The organism is Reyranella soli (genome assembly GCF_007992495.1).
Lineage (GTDB): Bacteria > Pseudomonadota > Alphaproteobacteria > Reyranellales > Reyranellaceae > Reyranella > Reyranella soli.
Window position 1 is genome coordinate 1 of sequence record NZ_BKAJ01000147.1, and the last position, 20,481, is coordinate 20,481.

General features: G+C 67.3%; 19 protein-coding genes. 11 read left to right on the forward strand and 8 right to left on the reverse strand.

Translation table 11 applies throughout. The features are described 5' to 3' along the window. Window positions 1–176 precede the first annotated feature (176 nt). From ahcY to trxA, 7 genes are all read left to right on the forward strand, one after another. Window positions 177–1,571: an adenosylhomocysteinase gene (gene ahcY / locus RSO01_RS35665; protein ID WP_147155374.1), complete on the forward strand. Its 1,395-nt coding sequence runs from the start codon at window positions 177–179 to the stop codon at window positions 1,569–1,571. A gap of 56 nt (window positions 1,572–1,627) precedes the next feature. After that, window positions 1,628–2,071, forward strand: a complete 444-nt coding sequence (gene tsaE, locus RSO01_RS35670; protein WP_147155375.1) for a tRNA (adenosine(37)-N6)-threonylcarbamoyltransferase complex ATPase subunit type 1 TsaE — start codon at window positions 1,628–1,630, stop codon at window positions 2,069–2,071. A gap of 10 nt (window positions 2,072–2,081) precedes the next feature. Beyond that, window positions 2,082–3,059 (forward strand): aminoglycoside phosphotransferase family protein, encoded by a 978-nt coding sequence (locus tag RSO01_RS35675; protein ID WP_218037558.1) that lies wholly within the window; start codon window positions 2,082–2,084, stop codon window positions 3,057–3,059. Continuing rightward, window positions 3,056–3,766, forward strand: a complete 711-nt coding sequence (locus tag RSO01_RS35680; protein WP_147155377.1) for a nucleotidyltransferase family protein — start codon at window positions 3,056–3,058, stop codon at window positions 3,764–3,766. The genes RSO01_RS35675 and RSO01_RS35680 overlap by 4 nt, the downstream gene beginning before the upstream one ends. Then, entirely contained in the window at window positions 3,763–6,720 is a 2,958-nt protein-coding gene (addB, locus tag RSO01_RS35685) for a double-strand break repair protein AddB (RefSeq protein WP_170303610.1), read from the forward strand. The genes RSO01_RS35680 and addB overlap by 4 nt, the downstream gene beginning before the upstream one ends. Beyond that, window positions 6,717–10,244, forward strand: coding sequence for a double-strand break repair helicase AddA (addA, locus tag RSO01_RS35690; RefSeq protein WP_147155379.1), 3,528 nt, complete (start codon window positions 6,717–6,719; stop codon window positions 10,242–10,244). Before addB ends, addA begins: the two co-directional genes overlap by 4 nt. Window positions 10,245–10,328: 84 nt before the next feature. After that, window positions 10,329–10,649, forward strand: coding sequence for a thioredoxin (trxA, locus tag RSO01_RS35695; RefSeq protein WP_147155380.1), 321 nt, complete (start codon window positions 10,329–10,331; stop codon window positions 10,647–10,649). Between the two features lie 10 nt (window positions 10,650–10,659). Here trxA and RSO01_RS35700 read toward each other — a convergent pair whose 3' ends face one another. Genes RSO01_RS35700 through RSO01_RS35710 form a run of 3 tightly spaced genes read right to left on the reverse strand, consistent with a single transcriptional unit; the run spans window position 10,660 to window position 14,113 of the window. Further along, the gene (locus RSO01_RS35700; RefSeq protein ID WP_147155381.1) at window positions 10,660–11,949 is read right to left on the reverse strand and encodes a bifunctional folylpolyglutamate synthase/dihydrofolate synthase; all 1,290 of its coding nucleotides are present in this window, start codon (window positions 11,947–11,949) and stop codon (window positions 10,660–10,662) included. Between the two features lie 18 nt (window positions 11,950–11,967). Beyond that, window positions 11,968–12,855: an acetyl-CoA carboxylase, carboxyltransferase subunit beta gene (gene accD, locus RSO01_RS35705; RefSeq protein WP_147155382.1), complete on the reverse strand. Its 888-nt coding sequence runs from the start codon at window positions 12,853–12,855 to the stop codon at window positions 11,968–11,970. 46 nt (window positions 12,856–12,901) lie between these two features. Continuing rightward, window positions 12,902–14,113 (reverse strand): D-alanyl-D-alanine carboxypeptidase family protein, encoded by a 1,212-nt coding sequence (locus RSO01_RS35710; protein WP_147155383.1) that lies wholly within the window; start codon window positions 14,111–14,113, stop codon window positions 12,902–12,904. Window positions 14,114–14,189: 76 nt separating this feature from the next. Between RSO01_RS35710 and RSO01_RS35715 the strand changes: the two genes are divergently transcribed. Further along, entirely contained in the window at window positions 14,190–14,858 is a 669-nt protein-coding gene (locus RSO01_RS35715) for an MBL fold metallo-hydrolase (protein ID WP_147155384.1), read from the forward strand. A 51-nt stretch (window positions 14,859–14,909) separates the two neighbouring features. Next, window positions 14,910–15,686 (forward strand): class I SAM-dependent methyltransferase, encoded by a 777-nt coding sequence (locus tag RSO01_RS35720; protein ID WP_147155385.1) that lies wholly within the window; start codon window positions 14,910–14,912, stop codon window positions 15,684–15,686. On the opposite strand, the gene RSO01_RS35725 is transcribed toward RSO01_RS35720, so the two are convergent. Further along, on the reverse strand, window positions 15,665–16,003 hold the full coding sequence (locus RSO01_RS35725; RefSeq protein WP_147155386.1) for a winged helix-turn-helix transcriptional regulator: 339 nt from the start codon (window positions 16,001–16,003) through the stop codon (window positions 15,665–15,667). The two genes, RSO01_RS35720 and RSO01_RS35725, sit on opposite strands and share 22 nt — an antisense overlap. A gap of 100 nt (window positions 16,004–16,103) precedes the next feature. On the opposite strand from RSO01_RS35725, the gene RSO01_RS35730 reads away from it, so the two are divergent. Together RSO01_RS35730 and RSO01_RS35735 are read left to right on the forward strand one after the other, a co-directional pair. Then, window positions 16,104–16,811, forward strand: coding sequence for a glutathione S-transferase family protein (locus RSO01_RS35730; RefSeq protein ID WP_147155387.1), 708 nt, complete (start codon window positions 16,104–16,106; stop codon window positions 16,809–16,811). Window positions 16,812–16,966: 155 nt separating this feature from the next. After that, window positions 16,967–17,191: a hypothetical protein gene (locus RSO01_RS35735; protein ID WP_147155388.1), complete on the forward strand. Its 225-nt coding sequence runs from the start codon at window positions 16,967–16,969 to the stop codon at window positions 17,189–17,191. A 366-nt stretch (window positions 17,192–17,557) separates the two neighbouring features. Here RSO01_RS35735 and RSO01_RS35740 read toward each other — a convergent pair whose 3' ends face one another. The 4 genes from RSO01_RS35740 to trpB all read right to left on the reverse strand — a co-directional run bounded on the left by RSO01_RS35740 (window position 17,558) and on the right by trpB (window position 20,475). Next, window positions 17,558–17,938, reverse strand: coding sequence for a hypothetical protein (locus RSO01_RS35740; RefSeq protein ID WP_147155389.1), 381 nt, complete (start codon window positions 17,936–17,938; stop codon window positions 17,558–17,560). Window positions 17,939–18,033: 95 nt separating this feature from the next. After that, window positions 18,034–18,870 carry a tryptophan synthase subunit alpha gene (gene trpA, locus RSO01_RS35745; protein WP_218037559.1) on the reverse strand — a complete coding sequence of 279 codons (837 nt, stop codon included), beginning with the start codon at window positions 18,868–18,870 and terminating at the stop codon, window positions 18,034–18,036. A gap of 125 nt (window positions 18,871–18,995) precedes the next feature. Next, a complete protein-coding gene (locus RSO01_RS35750; protein WP_147155391.1) occupies window positions 18,996–19,238 on the reverse strand; it encodes a DUF433 domain-containing protein in 243 nt (80 codons plus the stop codon). 22 nt (window positions 19,239–19,260) lie between these two features. Continuing rightward, complete coding sequence (gene trpB / locus RSO01_RS35755) at window positions 19,261–20,475, reverse strand: tryptophan synthase subunit beta (protein ID WP_147155392.1); 1,215 nt, start codon at window positions 20,473–20,475, stop codon at window positions 19,261–19,263. Window positions 20,476–20,481: the final 6 nt, after the last annotated feature.

The window sequence follows — 20,481 nt, forward strand, 5'->3', positions numbered from 1 at the left end:
CCCCCTCCCCGCCTCCCCCGTATGACGGGGGAGGTGTTTGATTGTCTGACATCCCCGCATAAAGCCCCGGGAATATCGGCATAAATTCTTGCTTATATGCGCATATGGCGCGTTGAGGCGGGCTCGGGGCGCTGATAAGACCCACGCCACCTCATTCAATGCCGGGAGCGCGCCAAATGGCCCAGGATTACGTCGTCAAGGATATCGGTCTCGCCGACTGGGGCCGCAAGGAACTCGACATGGCCGAGACCGAGATGCCGGGCCTGATGTCGATCCGCAAGGAATACGGCCCCAAGAAGCCGCTGAAGGGCGCGCGCATCGCGGGCTCGCTGCACATGACCATCCAGACCGGCGTGCTGATCGAGACGCTGAAGGCGCTGGGCGCCGACGTGCGCTGGGCCTCGTGCAACATCTACTCGACGCAGGACCATGCCGCCGCCGCGATCGCCAAAGCCGGCACGCCGGTGTTCGCGATCAAGGGCGAAAGCCTCGAGGAGTACTGGGACTACACCCACAAGATCTTCGAATGGGGCGACGGCGGCGAGCCGAACATGATCCTCGATGACGGCGGCGACGCCACCCTGCTGGTCCATCTCGGCGCCCGCGCGGAGAAGGATCCGTCGCTGATCGCCAAGCCGACCAACGAGGAAGAGGAAGTCCTCTACAAGGCGATCGCCAAGACCAACAAAGCGAAGCCCGGCTGGTACGCCAAGCTCGGCGCCTCGATCAAGGGCGTGACCGAGGAGACGACCACGGGCGTGCATCGCCTCTACCAGATGGCGAAGGAAGGCAAGCTCCTGTGGCCGGCCATCAACGTCAACGATTCGGTCACCAAGTCGAAGTTCGACAACCTCTACGGCTGCCGTGAATCGCTGGTCGACGGCATCCGCCGCGGCACCGACGTCATGATGTCGGGCAAGGTGGCGATGGTCGCGGGCTTCGGCGACGTCGGCAAGGGTTCGGCCGCCTCGCTGCGCCAGGCCGGCTGCCGCGTCATGGTCTCCGAGATCGATCCGATCTGCGCATTGCAGGCGGCGATGGAAGGCTACGAGGTCGTGACCATGGAAGAGGCGGCTCCCAAGGCCGACATCTTCGTGACGGCCACCGGCAACGTCGACGTGCTCACGCTCGACCACATGAAGGCGATGAAGCACCGCGCCATCGTCTGCAACATCGGCCACTTCGACTCCGAGATCCAGATCGCCAACCTGCGCAATTTCAAGTGGCACAACGTCAAGCCGCAGGTCGACGAGGTCGAGTTCCCCGACGGCAAGCGCATCATCGTGCTGTCGGAAGGCCGCTTGGTGAACCTGGGCAACGCCACCGGCCATCCGAGCTTCGTGATGTCGGCCTCGTTCTCCAACCAGACGCTGGCCCAGGTCGAGCTCTGGACCAACCCGGGCAAGTACGAGAAGAAGGTCTATACCCTGCCGAAGTTCCTCGACGAGAAGGTGGCGGCGCTGCATCTCGAGAAGGTCGGTGCCAAGCTCACCAAGCTGCGCCCCGACCAGGCCAAGTACATCGGCGTGCCTGAGGCCGGCCCGTTCAAGGGCGACCTCTACCGCTACTGATCGACCCACAGACTCCGCCTCGGGGCGGCGTGTTAAAAGTCGGCATCGGAGTACCGGTGCCGACTTTTTCTTTTTCCTTGCCCGACGAGGCCGCCACGGAGCGGCTCGGGGCCGTGCTGGCCAGTCGTCTCAGGCCGCGCGATGTCGTCGCCTTGCAGGGCGGCCTCGGCGTCGGCAAGACGACCTTGGCCCGCGCCATCCTGCGCGCCGCCGCGGGCGATCCCGGATTGATCGTGCCCAGCCCCACCTTCACGCTGGTCGAGGTCTACGACACCAGGCGCGGGGCATTCTGGCACTTCGACCTCTATCGCCTGGAGAGCCCCGAGCAGGTCTTCGAATTGGGCTGGGAAGAAGCGCGCGCCGACGGTATTGCACTGGTCGAATGGGCCGAGCGGCTGGGGATGCTGCTGCCCAAGGACCGGCTTACGGTGACGCTTGCCATGGAGGGCGAAGGCAGGCGCGCCGATCTGCAGGGGGATGCAAGGTTTGGCGATCTCTGAAAGAGACAGGTTGCGCGCGGATTTCGTTCGCCGCGCCGGCTGGGGCGATGCCGGCGAGCGCCTGCTGGCCGGCGACGCCTCGTTCCGCAAATATTTCCGGCTGACCCGGCCGCGGGCCTCGGCTGTGGTCATGGACGCGCCGGCACCGCAGGAGGACGTACGGCCGTTCGTGCGCATCGGCCGACACCTGATCGAGCTTGGCCTCAGCGCGCCCGCGATCCACGCCGTCGACGAGGACAACGGCTTCCTGCTGCTGGAGGACCTGGGCGACGACACTTTCGCGCGCGTGCTGGCGGCGGGCGGCGACGAGGCCGAACTCTACCAGCGCGCCACCGACGTGCTGGTCGTGTTGCACCGGGCCGGCCCGCGCGCGGTGCTGCCGGGGCTCAACGCCTACACCGGCGAGGCGCTGGTCGATGCCGCAATGCTGCTGCCGGAATGGTACCTGCCGGCCGCCGCCGCCCGGCCAACGCCCGACGAGGAGGCAGCGGCCTATCGCGCGGCCTGGCGCGCCTGCCTCGCCAACCTGCCGCCGATGGCCGACACTCTGTTGCTGCGCGATTACCACAAGGACAATCTCCTGTGGCTGCCGGGCCGCCCGGGAGCGCGGGCCTGCGGCCTGCTCGACTTCCAGGACGCCCAGCAGGGCCATCCGGCCTACGACCTCGCTTCTCTGATCGAGGACGCCCGGCGCGACGTCGCCCCGGCCGTGCACGCCGCCTGCCTCGCCCGCTACCTCGGCGAGACCGGTCTCGACGCCCAGGATTTTGCCGCCGGTTTCGCCCTGATGGCCGCCCAGCGCCATGCCCGCATCATCGGCTTGTTCGTCCGCCTGCTCGAGCGCGACGGCAAGCCCGAGTACCTGCCCTACTTGCCGCGCGTCTGGCGCATGTTCGAGCACGCGCTGCGGCACGATGCGCTAAAACCATTGCGTGCTTGGGTCGACCGCCTGCTACCGTGCGAGTTGCGGCGTATTGGAGTTACATGATCGATACCGCGATGATCCTGGCCGCCGGCCGCGGCGAGCGCATGCGCCCGCTGACCGACAAGATGCCCAAGCCGCTGATCCCCGTCGGTGGCAAGCCGATGCTGGAGCACACGATCGCGCGGTTGAAGGCGCACGGCGTCGTCAATATCGTCGTCAACGCCCACCACTTCGCCGAGCAGATCGTCGACCGCCTGAAGGGCCGCGCGCACGTGATCGTCGAGGACCGCCTGCTCGACACCGGGGGCAGCGTCAAGAACGCCCTGCCGTTGCTAGGCGACAAGCCGTTCTTCGTGCTGAACGGCGACGGCCTGTGGCGCGACGGACCGGCGGATCCGGCGCTCAACCGCCTGGAAGGACGATGGTTCTCCGACCGCATGGACGCCTTGCTGATGCTACAGCCGTTGCACAAGGTGATCGGGCGCGAACCGAAGGATCGCGGCGACTACTTCATCGAGCCGCGCGGCCGGCTGCGCTTTCGCGGACAGGCGCCACTCTCGCCTTACGTCTTCGCCAGCGTCTCGATCTGCCAGCCGCGCCTGTTCCGCGATTCGCCCGATGGACCCTTCTCCCTGCTCCAGCTCTGGCATCGCGCCGAGGCCGAGGGCCGGCTGCACGGGGTGATCCATGACGGCGAATGGTTCCATATCGGCACGCCGCAGGCACTTGCCACGGCGGAGAGCTTTTTCAAGGAACGCGTGCCGGGATGAGCATCTTCACCATCGCCATCGACCGTCGCTTCGCCGACGAGCTGGCGATCGGACTGCTTGCGCAATATGGCGGCGATCCGCTGGCGCTGGCCGATGTGCTGATCCTGCTGCCGACCCGCCGCTCGGTGCGGGCGCTGCGCGAGGCCTTCCTGCGCGCCGCGAACGGCAAGCCCACGATCCTGCCGCGCATGGCGCCGCTGGGCGACGTCGATGAAAGCGAATGGGAGGTGGCGTCGGGCGACGGCAGCGCGCTTGCCCTGCCGCCCGCCATCGAGCCCGCCGAGCGCGACGCCTTGCTGGCGCGGCTGGTCGCGGCTTTCACCGACGGCGACCAACCCATTGCCCAGTCTCCCGCGCAGGCCCTATCGCTGGCGCGCGAGCTCGGGCGCCTGCTCGACGAGCTCGCCATCGAAGGCGTCTCCTTCGACCGGCTGGAAGGCCTGGTCGAGGGCAACTTCGCCAGTCACTGGCAACGCACGCTCAAGTTCCTCGCCATCGTCGGCGAACACTGGCCCCAACTGCTGGCCGAACGCGGCCAGATCGACGCCATCGAACGACGCACCCAGGCGATCCGCGCCCAAGCGATGCGCTGGCGCGAACGCCCACCCGCCACGCCGGTCATAGCCGCCGGCTCGACAGGCTCGCAGCCCGCCACGCGCGAGCTGCTCTCGGTCATCGCCGGCTTGGCCCAGGGCAAGCTCGTGCTGCCCGGGCTCGATCGCGACATGGACGAGCGGAGCTGGGCGGAGCTCGACGAGACGCATCCCCAGTTCGGCCTGCGCGAACTCCTGAAGGCGCTGGGTTGCGAGCGGCGCGACGTTGTCGAATGGCGGGACGGCGCGGGAACGTCCTCGGCGCGCCATCTGTTGATCGCCGAACTGATGCGGCCGGCCGAGACCACCGAGGAATGGGTTCGCCCGCTCGCCTCCTCGCTCGAGCACGTGACGCGCGCCGACTGCGCGACGCCGCACCAGGAGGCATTGGTGATCGCGTTGGCACTGCGCGGCGTCCTCGGTGACAAGACACGCAGGTCAACCCAGACCGCCGCTTTGGTGACGCCGGACCGCGACCTCGCGCGCCGCGTTGCGGCGGAGCTGCGGCGTTGGAATATCGACATCGACGATTCCGCGGGCACGCCGCTCCTCGACACGCCGTCCGCCGGCCTGATGCAGGCGCTGGTCGGCGTCGTCGACGAGGGCTTCGCTCCGGTCGCCCTGCTCGCCCTGTTGAAGCATCCGCTGTGCGCGCTGGGCGGCGACCGCGCCGCCGTGCTCGATGCCGCGCGCCGCCTCGATCGCAAATGCCTGCGCGGGCTGAAGCCCATGCCGGGCCTGGCGGCGATCCGCGCCCGGATCGACAAGGCACGCTTCGGCGACCTGACGGACCGGCTGGCGGTGCATCAGCTGATCGATCGGGTGGAGGCCGCGACAGCGGCGCTGGCGGCCGCGATGCAGGCCGGGGCCGCGCCAGATGCCCTGCTCGACGCCACCATCGCGGCCGCCGAAACGGTCGCTTCGGGCGAAACGCTGTGGTCGGGCGATGCCGGTGGGGCGCTAGCCGATGCGCTGGCACGTCTGCGCGCGGCATGGGCCGGCACGGCCGCCATAGCCGGTGGCCAATGGCCAGCGTTGCTCGCCACCATGCTCGAGCCTGAGATCGTCCGGCCGACCTTCGGCCGCCATCCGCGGCTCGCCATCTGGGGGCCGCTGGAGGCCCGCCTCCAGCGCGCCGACCTCTTGGTGCTGGGTGGGCTGAACGAGGGCACCTGGCCGCCCGCGGTCGAGACCGGCCCCTGGCTCAACCGGCCGATGCGCGCTCAGCTCGGGCTGCCGCAACCCGAGCGGCGCATCGGATTGTCGGCGCACGACTTCGTGGCGGCGCTCGGCGCAGAACGCGTGCTGCTGACCCGGGCCGAGCGCGAAGGCGGCGCGCCGACCGTGCCGTCGCGCTGGCTGGCGCGGCTTGATGCCCTGTTCGGCTATGACCCCGGTGGCAAGACAGCACCTCCCGAATACATCCAGCGCGGCCAGCACGAGTACCTTGCCTGGGCAGATGCGCTCGACCGTCCGGGCGACTACCGGCCGTGGCCGCGTCCCGAACCGCGGCCGCCCCTCGAGGCGCGGCCGATGCGGCTCTCGGTCTCGAGCATCGAACAATGGCGTCGCGACCCCTATGGGCTCTACGCGCGGCGCATCCTGGGCCTGGACGCGCTCGAGCCGCTCGAAGCCGAGCTCGGGGCTGCCGACCGTGGCAATGCCCTGCACGACGCGCTGGACGAATTCCTGGCCACCCATCCGTCGGGCCTGCTGCCGCCCGGTGCGCTGGCCGAGTTCGAGGTGCTGGGCGAGAAGCATCTCGGCACGTTGATGACGTCGCCCACCGAGCGCGCCTTCTGGTGGCCGCGCTTCCTGCGCCTGACGCGCTGGTTCATCGCCACCGAAAACGCGCGGCGGCAGGCCGGCACGCGACTTCTCGCCAGCGAGACCACCGGCAGCCTGACCGTCGGACCGCGCAGCCGGCCGCTCACCATCGAGGCACGCGCCGATCGCATCGACGAGATCGAGATCGGCGTCTGGGACGTGATCGACTACAAGACCGGTCGTGTGCCGACCAACCAGGAGCTCGAGGCGCTGTTCGCACCGCAGCTGCTGCTCGAGGCGGCGATGGCCGAGCGCGGCGGCTTCAGCAAGATTCCCGGCAAGGCGGAAGAAGTGCATCTCTCGTACTGGCAGGCCAATGGCTTGGGCGACGGCGGCAAGGTGAGCGAGATCAAGGCGAGCGACGAGCTGGTGCCGGCGATGCTGGCCCTGGTCCACAAGATGGCGGCGCACTTCGCCAAGCCAGGCACCCCCTATCCCGCCCTGCCCTGGTCGGCCTACATCCCGGCCTTCAACGACTACGAGCATCTCGAGCGCGTCGCCGAATGGTCGACGGCCGGCGGAGACGACGAATGAGCGTCCTCGATTCCGCGCTCGATCCGTTGGTGCTCGCCACCGACTCGCAGCGCCGCGCCACGACGCCCGGCCATTCGGCCTGGGTCGAAGCGAATGCCGGCACCGGCAAGACCAAGGTGCTGACCGATCGCGTCACGCGCCTGCTGCTCGATCGCGTCAAGCCGGAGCGCATCCTCTGCCTCACCTTCACCAAGGCCGCCGCGGCCGAGATGCGCAACCGGCTGGCCGGCCAGCTCGGCCGCTGGGCGATGATGACCGATGCCAAGCTCGACGAGGAGATCGAGAAGCTGATCGACCGCACGCCGGAAGCCGTCGAGCGTGTGGTCGCCCGTCGCCTGTTCGCGCGCGTACTCGACGCGCCGGGCGGCATCAACATCCTGACCATCCACGCCTTCTGCCAGGCGCTGCTCAAGCGCTTCCCGCTGGAGGCGGGCGTAGCGCCGGGCTTCGACGTTCTGGACGAGGCCGATGCGCGGACGCTGCTGCGCCAGGCCCAGGACGAGCAGATGGAGGCGCTGGCACGGCCCGACGCACCGGGTGAGCTCGCGGAAGCGCTCGCTTCCGTCGCCGGCCGGATCTCGGTCACCGAGTATGCCGAGCTGATGGTCCAGCTTCTCGGCGAACGGGCCTGGATGCTGGCGCGCATCGGCGATGACGCCGGGCTGAGACGCCTGCGCGAGCGGCTGGCGAGCGAGCTCGGCTGCGCCCCCGACGACACGGCTGGCCAGCTCGCGAGCGATGCCTGTCTCGATCGAGCGTTCGACGCAACGGCGCTGCAGGCGGCTGCACGAGCCCTGGCCAGGGGCAGCAAGACCGACGTCTCGCGCGCCGCGCTGATCGCCGAATGGCTGGCCGATGCGGCGGGGCGGCCGCAGCGGCTCACGTCCTCCTACAGCGAAGTATTCTTCACGGACAAGGGTGCGATCCTGAAACGACTGGCGAGCAAGGCCGCGATCGAGGCCATGCCCGACATCGAGGAGGTGCTGCGCCGTGAGGCCGAACGATTGGCCGCCGTGCTCGACCGCATCAACGGCGCGGCCCTGGTCGAGCGCACGCTGGCCCTGCTGCGGCTCGGCCTCGACATCGCCGGGCGCTACACCCGCGCCAAGCAACGCCGCGCCGCGCTCGACTACGACGACCTGATCGTCGCCACGCGCCGGCTCCTGGAGAGCGCCGACAGCGCCGCCTGGGTGCTCTACAAGCTCGACGGCGGCATCGACCACGTGCTGGTCGACGAGGCGCAGGACACCAATCCCGACCAGTGGGAGGTCATCCGCCGCCTGACCGAGGAGTTCTTCGTCGGCCAGGGCGCGGTCGAGCGCACACGCACGGTGTTCGCCGTCGGCGACATCAAGCAGTCGATCTTCGGCTTCCAGCGCGCCGATCCCCGCAAGCTCAAGGAGATGCGCGAATGGTTCGCCGAGCGCAGCCGGTTGGCCGACAAGCGCTTCGTGCCGGTCGACCTCAACGTCTCCTTCCGCTCGACTCCGGCTGTGCTCGATGCCGTCGACTGGGTGTTCAGCGAGCCCGACACCGTGCGCGGCCTTGCCGAACCCAACGACGTGATCCACCTGCCCAGCCGCAAGAACGCGCCTGGCCGCGTCGAATTGTGGCCGCTCGTCAGCACCGACGAGGACGAAACCGACACGACGGAGCTGGAAGGCACGCCAGGCGCAGCGGCGGAACCGCACCAGCGGCTGGCCCGGCTGATCGCCGCCCATGCCGGCAGCCTAATCGGCAAGGAGCGGCGCGCCGGCGGCATGCGCGAGCTCCTGCACGCCGGCCATTTCATGGTGCTGGTCCGCCGGCGCAACGAGTTCGTCAATGCGCTGGTCAAGGAGCTGAAGCAGGCCGGCATCGAGGTCGCGGGTGTCGACCGCCTGAATCTCGGCGAGGAGCTCGCCGTGCAGGACCTGCTGGCCATGGCGCGCTTCGTGCTGCTGCCGCAGGACGATCTCAACCTCGCCTGCCTCCTGAAGTCGCCGTTGATCGGGCTGGGCGAGGACGAACTGTTCACGTTGGCCTGGAAGCGCAAGGGCCATCTTTGGCGGAGCCTGCGCGAGCGCGCCCGCGCCAAGCCGTTTGCCGCAGCACACGCCCGGCTGGCCGGCTGGTTGAAGCGCGTCGACTACATCACGCCGTTCGACTTCTTCGCCACGGCGCTGGGGCCGGAAGGCGGCCGCGTCCGCCTGCTCGAGCGGCTCGGCCATGAGGCGGCTGACCCGATCGACGAATTGCTGGCGCGCGCCCTGCAATACCAGCGCGCCGAAGGTGGATCGCTGCAGGGCTTCCTGCGCTGGTTCGAGGCGGGCGGTGGCGAGATCAAACGCGACCTCGACCAGAATCGCCGCCGCGAGGTGCGCATCCTGACGGTGCATGCCTCCAAGGGACTGCAGGCACCCATCGTCTACCTGCCCGACACGACGCGGGTACCGCGCGACGAGGGCCGGATCCTGAGTGCCGAGGACGGCGAGGCGCGGTTGTGGGTGCCGCGCGCCGACGATGCCAACGAGGCGGCGCGCGCCTGGCGCGGCAGGGCGCGCGAGCGTGCGCTCGAGGAACAGAACCGCCTGCTCTATGTCGCCATGACGCGCGCCGAAGATCGCCTCTATGTCGGCGGCTGGTTCGGCCGCCGCAAGCCCGACCGCGGCTGCTGGTACGAGCGCATCGAGGCCGGCCTCGGCGCCAGCAGCCAGGCCGAGATCTTTCCCGACAGTCCGCAGCCGCGAAACCGCGCCGTGCCGCGCGAGTTCGATTTCCGCGAATTGCTGCCCAACGACGGCTGGGCCGGCGAAGGCTACGAGCTGGTCAACGCCGGCATTATCGAAGCGCCCGAGCAGGCCGAGCTCGGGCTGGCAGCCGCCTCGGACCTGCCGGCATGGGCGCGCGAAGCCGCACCGGCCGAGCCCGACCCGCCGGCACCGCTCGCACCCTCGCAACCGCTGCCGGACGAAGCGCTGGCTGGGCCGCGTGCCTTCAGTCCGCTGATGCCGGGCGATCCGCAGCGCTGGAAGCGCGGCCAGCTGCTGCATGAACTGCTGCGCCACCTGCCGGCGACGCCGCCAGCGGAGCGCGCCACAGCGGCGCGTCGCTTCCTGGCGCAGCCCGCACACGGGTTGAGCGAAGAAGAGGTCACGGCCTGGAGCGGCGAAGCGCTCGCCGTCACCGAGGCGCCGCCGCACGCCGCGTTGTTCGGCGAAAGCTCGCGCGCCGAGGTGCCGTTGATCGGCACGGTGCGAACCCGGCGCGGCACGTTCACGGTGAGCGGCCAGGTCGACCGTCTCGCCGTGTCCGCGCGCGAGGTGCTGATCGTCGACTACAAGACCAACCGGCCGCCGCCCGAAGCCGCGGCAAAGGTGGCGCTGGCCTACCGCCGCCAGCTTGCGCTCTACCGGGCGTTGCTGGCCGAGATCTATCCCGGCCGCACGGTGCGGGCATTTCTCCTGTGGACGGCGGTGCCGTTGCTCATGGAAATCGATCCAGAAACCCTCGATGAATCAATGCCCTATGCGGCCGCATCTTGACTCGCCCGGTGAGCGTTCCTAGCTTTGGGCCCAAGGGCGGCGCCGGTCCATCGACCGGCCTGTAGTGTTTTTGGGAGAACCCATATGACCGTCAAAGCGACCGATACCTCTTTCGAGCAGGAAGTCCTGAAGTCCGACACGCCCGTCCTGGTCGACTTCTGGGCCGAGTGGTGCGGCCCGTGCCGCATGATCGGGCCCTCGCTCGAGGACATTGCCAAGGAGATGGATGGCAAGCTCAAGGTGGTGAAGGTCAACATCGACGAGAACCCGACGACGCCGTCGCGTTACAACGTCCGTTCGATCCCCACCCTGCTGCTGTTCAAGAACGGCCAGGTTGCCGCCACCAAGATCGGCGCCGAGCCGAAGCAGAAGCTGGTGAGCTGGATCAACACCGTCGTCAGCTAAGCGCGGGCGCTCAGCCGTTGCGGGCCAACACCGTGCCTGCGAGGTAGAGCGAGCCGCAGATCAGGATGCGCATCGGCGCGGGCTGGGTGGCCAGAAGGTCTTCCAGCGCCGCGCCGACGTCGTTTGCGGGCAGGCAGTCGAGCCCGACGTCGGCAGCGCGTGCGCAGGCCTCCTGCGGCGTGTAGGCGGCATGGCCCTCGATCGGCACGGCGCGCGCCGTGCGGGCATGGCGGCCCAGCGGGCGCAGGAAGCCCGAGGCGTCCTTGGTCGTGAGCATGCCGAAGATCAAATAGAGCGGTAGAGCCGCCGGCTCCTTGGCCCATTCGGCAGCCTGGCGCGCCAGCACGATGCCGCAGTCCTCGTTATGCCCGCCGTCGAGCCACAGCTCGCCGGCCGGCGGCATGGCATCGACCAGCGGGCCGCGCGAGAGCTTCTGCAATCGCGCCGGCCATTCGACCGACGCCAGGCCCTTGCGGATCGCCGCGTCGTCGATGCGGAACTGCGCGGCGCGCAGCCGCTCGATGCAGGCGACAGCGGTGGCGGCATTGTCGATCTGATGGGCACCGACCAGCGCCGGCGCCGGCAGGTCTATGCCCAAAAGATCGCTGTCATAGCGAAAGCCGGGCGCGGTCGGCCTGACCTGCCATTCGCGGCCCATGCGAAACAGCGGAGCGGTCAGCTCGGCCGCCCGGTTGGCGATCACGCCTGCACTCGCCTCGCGTTGGCGGCCGATCACCGCCGGCACGGCGCGCTTCAGGATGCCCGCCTTCTCCGCAGCGATCTTCTCCAGCGTGTCGCCGAGGAAGCTCGTGTGGTCGTAGCCGATCGGCGTGATGGCCGAGAGCGCGGGCTCGACCACGTTGGTAGTGTCGTTGCGGCCGCCCATGCCGACCTCGAGGATGGCGAGGTCGGCCGGCACGCGGGCGAAGGCGAGGAATGCCGATACCGTCGTGATCTCGAAGAAGGTGATCGGCTGCTCGCGGTTGGCCTGCTCGGCCTCGGTCAGCACGTCTTCCAGCATGTCGTCGCTGATCAGCTCGCCGGCGACTCGGATGCGCTCGTTGAAGCGCACGAGATGCGGCGAGGTGTAGACATGGACGCGATAGCCCGCCGCCTCGGCCATGGCGCGCAGATAGGCGACCAGCGAGCCTTTGCCGTTGGTGCCGGCGACGTGCACCACCGGCGGCAGTTTGCGATGCGGCGAACCGACGTCGGCCAGCAGTCGCTCGATACGCCCAAGCTCGAGATCGATGAGCTTGGGATGCAGCCGCATGAGGCGGTCGAGAATCGCATCGGTCATTTGACGTGGCCTTGGGCGTCAGCGGCCCGCGACAGCCAGGCTGCGGCTCTCGGCAACCGGTTCCATCAGCAGCGACACCAGCCGGATCAGGGTTTCCCTGAGCTTGTGGCGGTGCACGACGGCGTCGACCATGCCGTGCTCCAGCAGGTATTCGGCGCGCTGGAAGCCCTGCGGCAGCTCCTGGCGGATCGTGTCCTGGATGACGCGCGGGCCGGCGAAGCCGATCAGGGCGTCGGGCTCGGCGATGTGCACGTCGCCCAGCATGGCGAACGAAGCCGACACGCCGCCGGTCGTCGGATCGGTCAGCACGACGATGTAGGGCAGGCCCGCTTGCTTGACCTTGCGCACGGCGATCGTGGTGCGCGTGAGCTGCATCAGCGACAGGATGCCCTCCTGCATGCGCGCGCCGCCCGAGGCGGAGAACACGATCAGCGGCGCCTTGCGGGCGATGGCGAGATCAGCCGCCATCACCAGACCTTCGCCGACGGCCGTGCCCATCGAGCCGCCCATGAAGTCGAAATCGAGCAGCGCCATCACGGTGGTGCGGCCGCCCATCGTGCCGCTCGCCACGACCAGGGCGTCGGTGCGGCCCTCGGCCTTGGCCTGCGCCTCCTTGAGCTTGGCGTCGTAGCGCTTGGTGTCGCGGAACTTCAACGGATCGACCGGCACGCGCGGCAGCGGGTGCGACTCGTACTTGCCCTCGTCGAACAGGTGCGGCAGGCGCTTCAGCGGCCGGATGCGCATGTGGTGGCCGCAGTGGGTGCAGACCTCCTGGTTGGCCTCCCAGTCGCGCATGAACAGCATCTGCTCGCACTTGGGACACTTCAGCCAGAGAGTCTCCGGCGTCTCCTTGCGCGAGATCAGGGCCTTGAGCTTGGGTCGGACGAAGTTCGTCAGCCAGTTCATTGCGGCGGTATCGCACGAACCGCCGCGCCGGCCAAGACGGCGCCCGTCACCGCCAGAACTGCCCGAACGGCGCCGTTATTTCCTGAGGTTTCTTCACCTGGCAGAACAGTTTCCGCGCCTGGTAATCGGCGCACAGCGCCTGCGCCGTCGCCGGCTCGAGATCGGCGATGATGGCAGCCTGCTTGGTCACCTTGTTGGAGCTGACCGGCAGGATCCATTCCTTGCCCAGCCGTGTGAAGCCCAGCCGGGCGATGTCCGACTGGCCGACATCGTAGGCATGCCGCGCCGAGCGCCAGTCGGGATAGGTGCCGAGCCAGACGGCGTCGCCCGGCATGTCGTAGCGGATGGTGCCGCACTCGCTCTGGTCGAGCACCGTGGCGGGGCCGCCCTGGCCATTGCGGATCTGCCAGATCTTGGGCCGGTTGCCCCCGGTCTTCAGGGCATAGGCCTCGTCGAGCAGCCGGACAATGAACTCATCACGCAGGTCGGCGCGACGGAAGCCGAAGGCGACGGCGATCAGCCGCCGCCCGTCGCGCACCGCGCTGCCCACGATGTTGAAGCCCGAAGCGCATACGAAGCCGGTCTTCAGCCCGTCGGCGTAGGGCGCATAGAGGTCGAGAAATTTTATGCCCGGTCCGACCTTGGTCTTGCCGAGGTAGAACTCCTGGGTGTGGAAGTAGCCGTAATACTCCGGGAACTGCTTCACGAGGGCCATCGCCAGCATTGCCATGTCGCGCGCGGTGGTGAGTTGGCCGGCGTCGGGCAGGCCGCTGGCGTTGCGGAACTGGGTGGCGTTCATGCCGATCCGCGCCGCCGTTTCGGTCATGCGCACACCGAATGCGGCCTCGGATCCGGAGATCAGCTCGGCGAAACCCGTCGCCACGTCATTGGCCGAGCGCGCCACCAGCGCCTGCAGGCCCTGCTCGACGGTGATGGCCTGGCCGGCGGCCAGGCCGAGCTTGGAGGGCGGCTTGGCGCGGGCCACTTCCGACAGGGTCATGGGTGAGGCGAGCGTCAGCCGGCCCGCCTTCAATTCCTCGAAGACGATGTAGATCGTCATCATCTTGGTGAGCGAGGCCGGGTGCCAGAAGGCGCCGGCATTGCGGTCCAGCAGGGTCTCGCCGGTCGCCACGTCGACCACCGCGTAGGGGCCGGCCTGGACCGGCCCAGACGGCGAGGTCACCGCGGTGATCTGGGCACGCGCAGGAAGGGTGAAGCTGACCAGGGCGAGGATGCAAAGCAGTAAGCGAAATTTCATTGCCGCCGACGCATGAAGCCTCCCCGGGACAGCATACGCCCTTCCGCGCGCCCGCGGGAGGCATTAGATCGGTGCAATGCTCAAAGTCATGATCGCCCCCGTCACCCCGTTCCAGCAGAACTGCTCCATCGTCTGGTGCGACGAGACCATGGAAGGCACCGCCGTCGATCCGGGCGGCGACTTCGACATGCTGAAGGACGCGATCGCCCAGCAGGACATCAAGGTCACCAAGGTGCTGCTGACCCACGGCCATGTCGACCATGCCTCGGCCGCCGGGACCATGGCCGAGCATTACGGCGTGAAGATCGAGGGGCCGCACGAGGACGACCTGTTCCTGATCGAGGGCCTGCCCGACTCCGGCCGCAAGTACAACTTCCCGGCCTACAAGCCGTTCGTGCCCGACCGCTGGCTCACCAACGGCGAGACGGTGACTCTCGGCAACCTCACCTTCGATGTCGTTCACTGCCCCGGCCACACGCCGGGCCATGTCGTGTTCGTGCACAAGCCCGCGAAGGTGGCGTTCGTCGGCGACGTGCTGTTCCGAGGCTCGATCGGCCGCACGGATTTTCCGCGCGGCAACCACGAGCAGCTGCTGAGCTCGATCCGCAAGCGGCTGTGGCCGTTCGGCGACGACATCACCTTCGTGCCCGGCCACGGCCAGACCTCGACCTTCGGCTGGGAGCGCAAGACCAATCCCTTCGTCGCCGACCTGCTGTTCGACGACGAAGATGACGCACCGGCCTGATCGACGCTGCGTGGTAGGTTGCCTGCCGTCCAGCTCGACGGGGACGGTCGCATGGAACAGCGCTTTGCGTTCAATCAGGTAGCGAGCGTCTATACGACGGCACGTCCCGGCTATCCCGATGCTCTCGTCGACGACGTCATCTCGTATGCCGACCTGAAGCCGGGCAATGCCATTCTCGAAGTCGGCTGCGGCACAGGCCAGGCGACGAAGAGCTTCGCCGCACGAGGCTTTCCGATTCTCGCCATCGACCCCGGACCGCAGATGGTTCGCGAGGCAAGAGCGGCCTTGGCGCAGTTCGACAATGTCACGCTCGTTGAATCCACGTTCGAAGCGTTGGCCGCGGAACAAGCATCGTTCCAACTGATCATTGCTGCTCAGTCGTGGCACTGGGTTGCGCCGGAAATGCGGTTTGCGAAAGCCGCCGAGACGCTGTCGCCGCGTGGAGCACTGGCGGTGTTCGGTCATGTTCCGGTGGGCTTGCCGGCCCCGTTGCTCGACCAGCTCAAGCAACTCTACCTGCACCACATAGATTACTCGGGGCCGCCGCCGGAAGCCTGGTACCTACCCAGCGGCCCGTTCAAGGGCTGGTTCGACGAATCGGGCGTGTTCGGGCCCGTCGAGCACCGATGCTATCCGTGGAAATGGCGCCACACGACGTCAAGCTATATGGACTTCCTGCGCTCGCGCTCGGATCATCGGCTGATCGAGCCGGCAAAGCTGGAAGCCTTGCTCGACGATATCGCTGACGCGATCGACGGTCATGGCGGGCAGTTCGAGATCGACTACGAAACCCATCTCTACATCGCTCACCGCGTCGATAGCGACTGAACGTCCGAGCCCGATCTCGTCACCCACCAGTTGCTCAGCGCATCGACCAGGGGAACGAGCGTGCGGCCCGTCGGCGTAAGCGCGTAGTCGACGTGGCGCGGATAGCCGGGATGGTCGGTCCGGCTCACGATGCCGACCTTCTCGAGCTTGCGCAGTTCCAGGGCCAACATCCGGTGCGAGACCGCGGGATTGTCGCGCCTCAGGTCGCTGAAGCGCTTGGTGCCGTCCTTGAGATAGTACAGCAGCAGCGTGGGCCAGCGTCCGCTCAGCACCTGCATGACCTGCTCGATCGGACAGCGGGAGACGACGTCCTTCATTGCTTGCGCTCGTTGTGGTTACAGAAATGTGCGTACTTCACTTGGGTGCACACATGCCTAGGTTCCAGGCCACTCACGTCACCAACCTCAGGATACGTCAATGGAACCGATCCTTCTCTATGGCTTTCCGATGGGAACATCGATGGGTCTCGTCGCCACGCTGGAATGGCTGGGCCGACCCTATCGGCTGAGCCGCGTCGACATGCTGGGCGAGATGCGCGAGCCCACCTATGCCGGCCTGAACGCGCGTCACGAGACGCCGGTGCTGATCACGCAGGACGGCCGCGCGCTCAGCGAGACCATGGCGATCGCCGCCCATCTCGAGGCGCGCGATACCGAGCGCCGCGTCAGCTTCGCGCCGGGCTCGCCGCAAGCGGACCGGATGCACCAGCTGATGGCCTTCCTGAACACCGGCTTCACCGCCGCCTTCGCTCCGCTGTGGGTGGCGATGGAGCTGGCGTCACCGGATCCGGCCTATCAGGCCGCACTGCGCCGCTTCGGCCGCGACGCCGTCATCAAGCGACATGACCAGCTCGAGGGCATGCTCGACGACAGCCCCTGGCTTGCCGGAGAACGACGGACGATGGCCGACGGTCTGCTGGCGGGCGTGGCGCGCTGGCTCGAGTTCCACGAGGTCGCCGACATCGCCCGCTGGCCCAAGCTGCAGGCACTTCGCCAGCGCGTGGCAGCCGATCCCGCCGTCGTCTATGCCACCGCAGTGGAGAACGGCGAGCCCGCGCAGAGCTCAGGCAGCTGCCTGGGTCAGCTGCCGCTTGCCGACGTCGTCAGTCGATTCGGTCGCCAGTAACCTTTGCACAGAGATCATGACTCTTTGACAAGGTCTGGATTCGGCTTGCGCTCGACACGCGCTCCACGGGGTGCACTCCATCACGCCATCAGTGGAATGTACCCGTTGGGTGAGACAGCGTGCGTAGGCGCCTCTCGGCTTTGCCGGAGGGGTGCATGCACTGCAGTCGCCTTGCTCGCGAATTTCTGCATTTTCTGCATATTTTTTGCAGGTCGGCCGATGTCCGCCAAACCATTGAATTCGCGCCGCTTTTGAATTTTCTGCATTTTATGCATTTTCTGCAGGCCCTCCGCCGACTGCACTCCTTAGGGAAGATCATCGCTCCCCGTCAGGCTGAACGCAGCCAGACGATGACCGGCTCTCGCGCAGGAGCCGTCTGACACACGATCGGATAAACGATGCATAGAGCGGGAACACCGGTAAGCGGTGCAACGAAGCATCTATATAACCAAAGTACAGCTTCAGTCAATAACTTTGGTTGCGATCCTCAATTTCGTTTTCGCGAGTTTTTTCGCACCGTAGAGGGGTCACGAATAAGCGACCGAACCCGCCGCGGCCCGCGATTCGTTGAGTCGCCGGCCCGAGCTGCCAGCAATGCTTTCAACGGAGGGGGCCCCATTTCATGAACGGTGGACGGAGAGGTCATAGGCATCAGTACTGCTGCCCATGACCCCTCCGCCCGCTACGCGGGCACCTCCCCACGCTTGTGCGTGGGGAGGAATGAACCAAGCAGCGCGGACGATGCTCTAAGGCAGCAGCCCCAGCGAAGACTGCAGGTCGTGCTGGCCGGCAGCCAGCGCAGGCGGCATGTCATCGACAGTGTACGCCTGATTGTAGTGCTGCCGGACATAGTCGAGGCCATGGCGCAGCATGTCCTTGTTGAAGCGCGCCGGCTTCAACGCCAGGGCCGCGAGCGCATCGGGTGAGCGCTCGTGGACCGGCCGCGAGAACGCAGCGAGCTCGACTTCGGCGACGAGGAACATGCCGCACGCCATCGCACCGAGCGCGTAGGAAAGGCATTCCTCTTCCCAACGGTCGGGCTCGCGGCGTTCAGCGTCGAGATGATCGAGGGCAGCAGCGAAGTTGTCGTAAAGCCGGTTCTTGCGCTCGACGTCCATCGGCTGCATGCGTTCCTCCTCGTTTTCACGGGGCGCATATGGGCGTGAGATCGTGACCCGACAATGACGATCGGATCACATTCCTTGATTGGTCACAGCGGCGGTTACGCCTTGCTTACGCTGCGCACGCCGCCTGCAAGTGCCTTGACGTCGGCGAGCACGCCGGCAGTGAGGCCGGGCTTGGGTTTGCCGTCGGCATCGAGGCCCGCCTTCACGCGATCGACGATGGCGGTGCCGACGACAGCGGCATCGGCATGACGCGCCACGGCCGCAGCCTGTTCCGGCGTCCTGATGCCGAAACCCACGCCGACCGGCAACTTGGTGTGGCGCTTGATGCGCGCGACATGCGTGGCAACCGCTTCTTCCGTCGCCGACTTGGTGCCGGTGATGCCGAGCACCGAGACGAAATAGACGAAGCCCGCGGAATACTTCAGCACCGCAGGCAAGCGCTTGTCGTCGGTCGTCGGCGCAGTCAGCAGCACGGTGTCGAGACCGTGCGCCTCGGCGTGCGGCTTCAGCTCGTCGGCCTCTTCCGGCGGCAGATCGACCAGGATGAATCCGTCGACGCCCGCCGCCGCAGCTTCCTTGCAGAAGCGCTCGACGCCGCGCTGATAGACCAGGTTGTAGTAACCCATCAGCAGGATCGGCGTGTCGTTGTCGCCAGTCTCCTTGCGGAAGCGGCGCACCATGTCGAAGGTGCCGTCGACCGTCATGCCGGCCTTGAGTGCGCGCTGGCCTGCGACCTGGATCGAGGGGCCGTCAGCCATCGGATCGGTGAACGGCATGCCGAGCTCGATCAGGTCGGCGCCGGCTGCCGGCAGGCCTTTCAGGATGTCGTAGCTCACTTCGGCATTGGGATCGCCGGCCGAAATGTAGATCACGAGCCCGGCGCGCTTGTCGGCCTTGAGCTTCTCGAAACGCTTGGTGATGCGGCTCATGATTGGTCCTGTGGTGGCACGAGAGCGAGCGGCGGCCGGATGCGAATTCGCTCGTCTTCGAAAATCACGATTCTATTCGTCATATCGATATCAGTGGCCAAGGCAACTGCTCTAAGGGCTAGCGCGCATTACGCCGCCGGCTTGTCGAGCACCGGCAAGTCATCCTTGGCGCTGTTCGCAGCGAAGGCGATAGCCGCCTTAATGTGATCAGGGCGGGGAGACGGGTATGCCGAAATGATATCCGTAGCCGTCGTCCCATTGGCAACGTCGGCGAGAACCTGCCGCAAGAGAACGCGCGTTCCTTTCATTGTTGGCAACCCGCCGCAAATCTCGGGATCGCGAACGATGTGGTCTTGCCATCTGAAGGTCATGCTGCCTCCCGATCCGGGCCAACTATACCTTCATACCAAGCCGCTCGGCGACGGCGAACACGTCCTTGTCGCCGCGGCCGCAGAGATTTATCACCAGCAGATTGTCCTTGGGCAGGGTCGGCGCGAGCTTGGTGACATGGGCCAGCGCATGCGCGGGTTCGAGCGCCGGGATGATGCCCTCGAGCTTGCACAGCAGCTGGAACGCCGTCAGCGCCTCGTTGTCGGTCGCCGACACGTATTCGACGCGGCCCTGCTCCTTCAGCCACGAATGCTCGGGTCCGATGCCGGGATAGTCGAGGCCGGCCGAGATCGAATGCGCCTCGGTGATCTGGCCTTCCTTGTCCTGCAGCAGATAGGTGCGATTGCCGTGCAGCACGCCGGGACGGCCGCCGGTCAGCGACGCGGCATGCTCGCCGGTCTCCACGCCTTTGCCGCCGGCTTCGACGCCGACGATGCGCACGCCCTTGTCGTCGAGGAAGGGATGGAACAGGCCCATGGCGTTGGAGCCACCGCCAATGCAAGCGACCAGCGTGTCGGGCAGCCGGCCTTCCATCTCCATGATCTGCGTGCGCACCTCGTTGCCGATCACGCACTGGAAATCCCGCACCATCGACGGATAGGGGTGCGGCCCTGCCACCGTGCCGATGCAGTAGAATGTCGTCTCGCAGGTCGCCACCCAGTCGCGCAGCGCCTCGTTCATGGCGTCCTTCAAGGTCGAGGAGCCTGACGTCACCGGACGCACCTCCGCGCCCAGCATCTTCATGCGGAAGACGTTGGGCGCCTGGCGCTCGACGTCGACCGAGCCCATGAAGACGACACAGGGAATGTCGAACAGCGCGCAGGCCGTCGCCGTGGCAACGCCGTGCTGGCCGGCGCCCGTCTCGGCAATCACGCGCGTCTTGCCCATCCGCTTGGCCAGGAGGACCTGGCCCAGCACGTTGTTGATCTTGTGGCTGCCCGTGTGGTTCAGCTCATCGCGCTTGAAATAGATCTTGGCGCCGCCGAGATGCTTGGTCAGGCGTTCCGCGTAGTAGAGCGGGCTCGGCCGCCCGGCATACTGGGCCAGGAGATAGTTCAGCTCGCCCTGGAACTGCGGGTCGGCCTTGGCCTCGTTGTAGGCTTTCTCCAGATCGAGGATCAGCGGCATCAACGTCTCGGCGACGTAGCGGCCGCCGAAAAGGCCGAAATGCCCGCGCTCGTCGGGGCCGGTGCGGAAACTGTTGGTTGAGGTTGGCATCGCTGT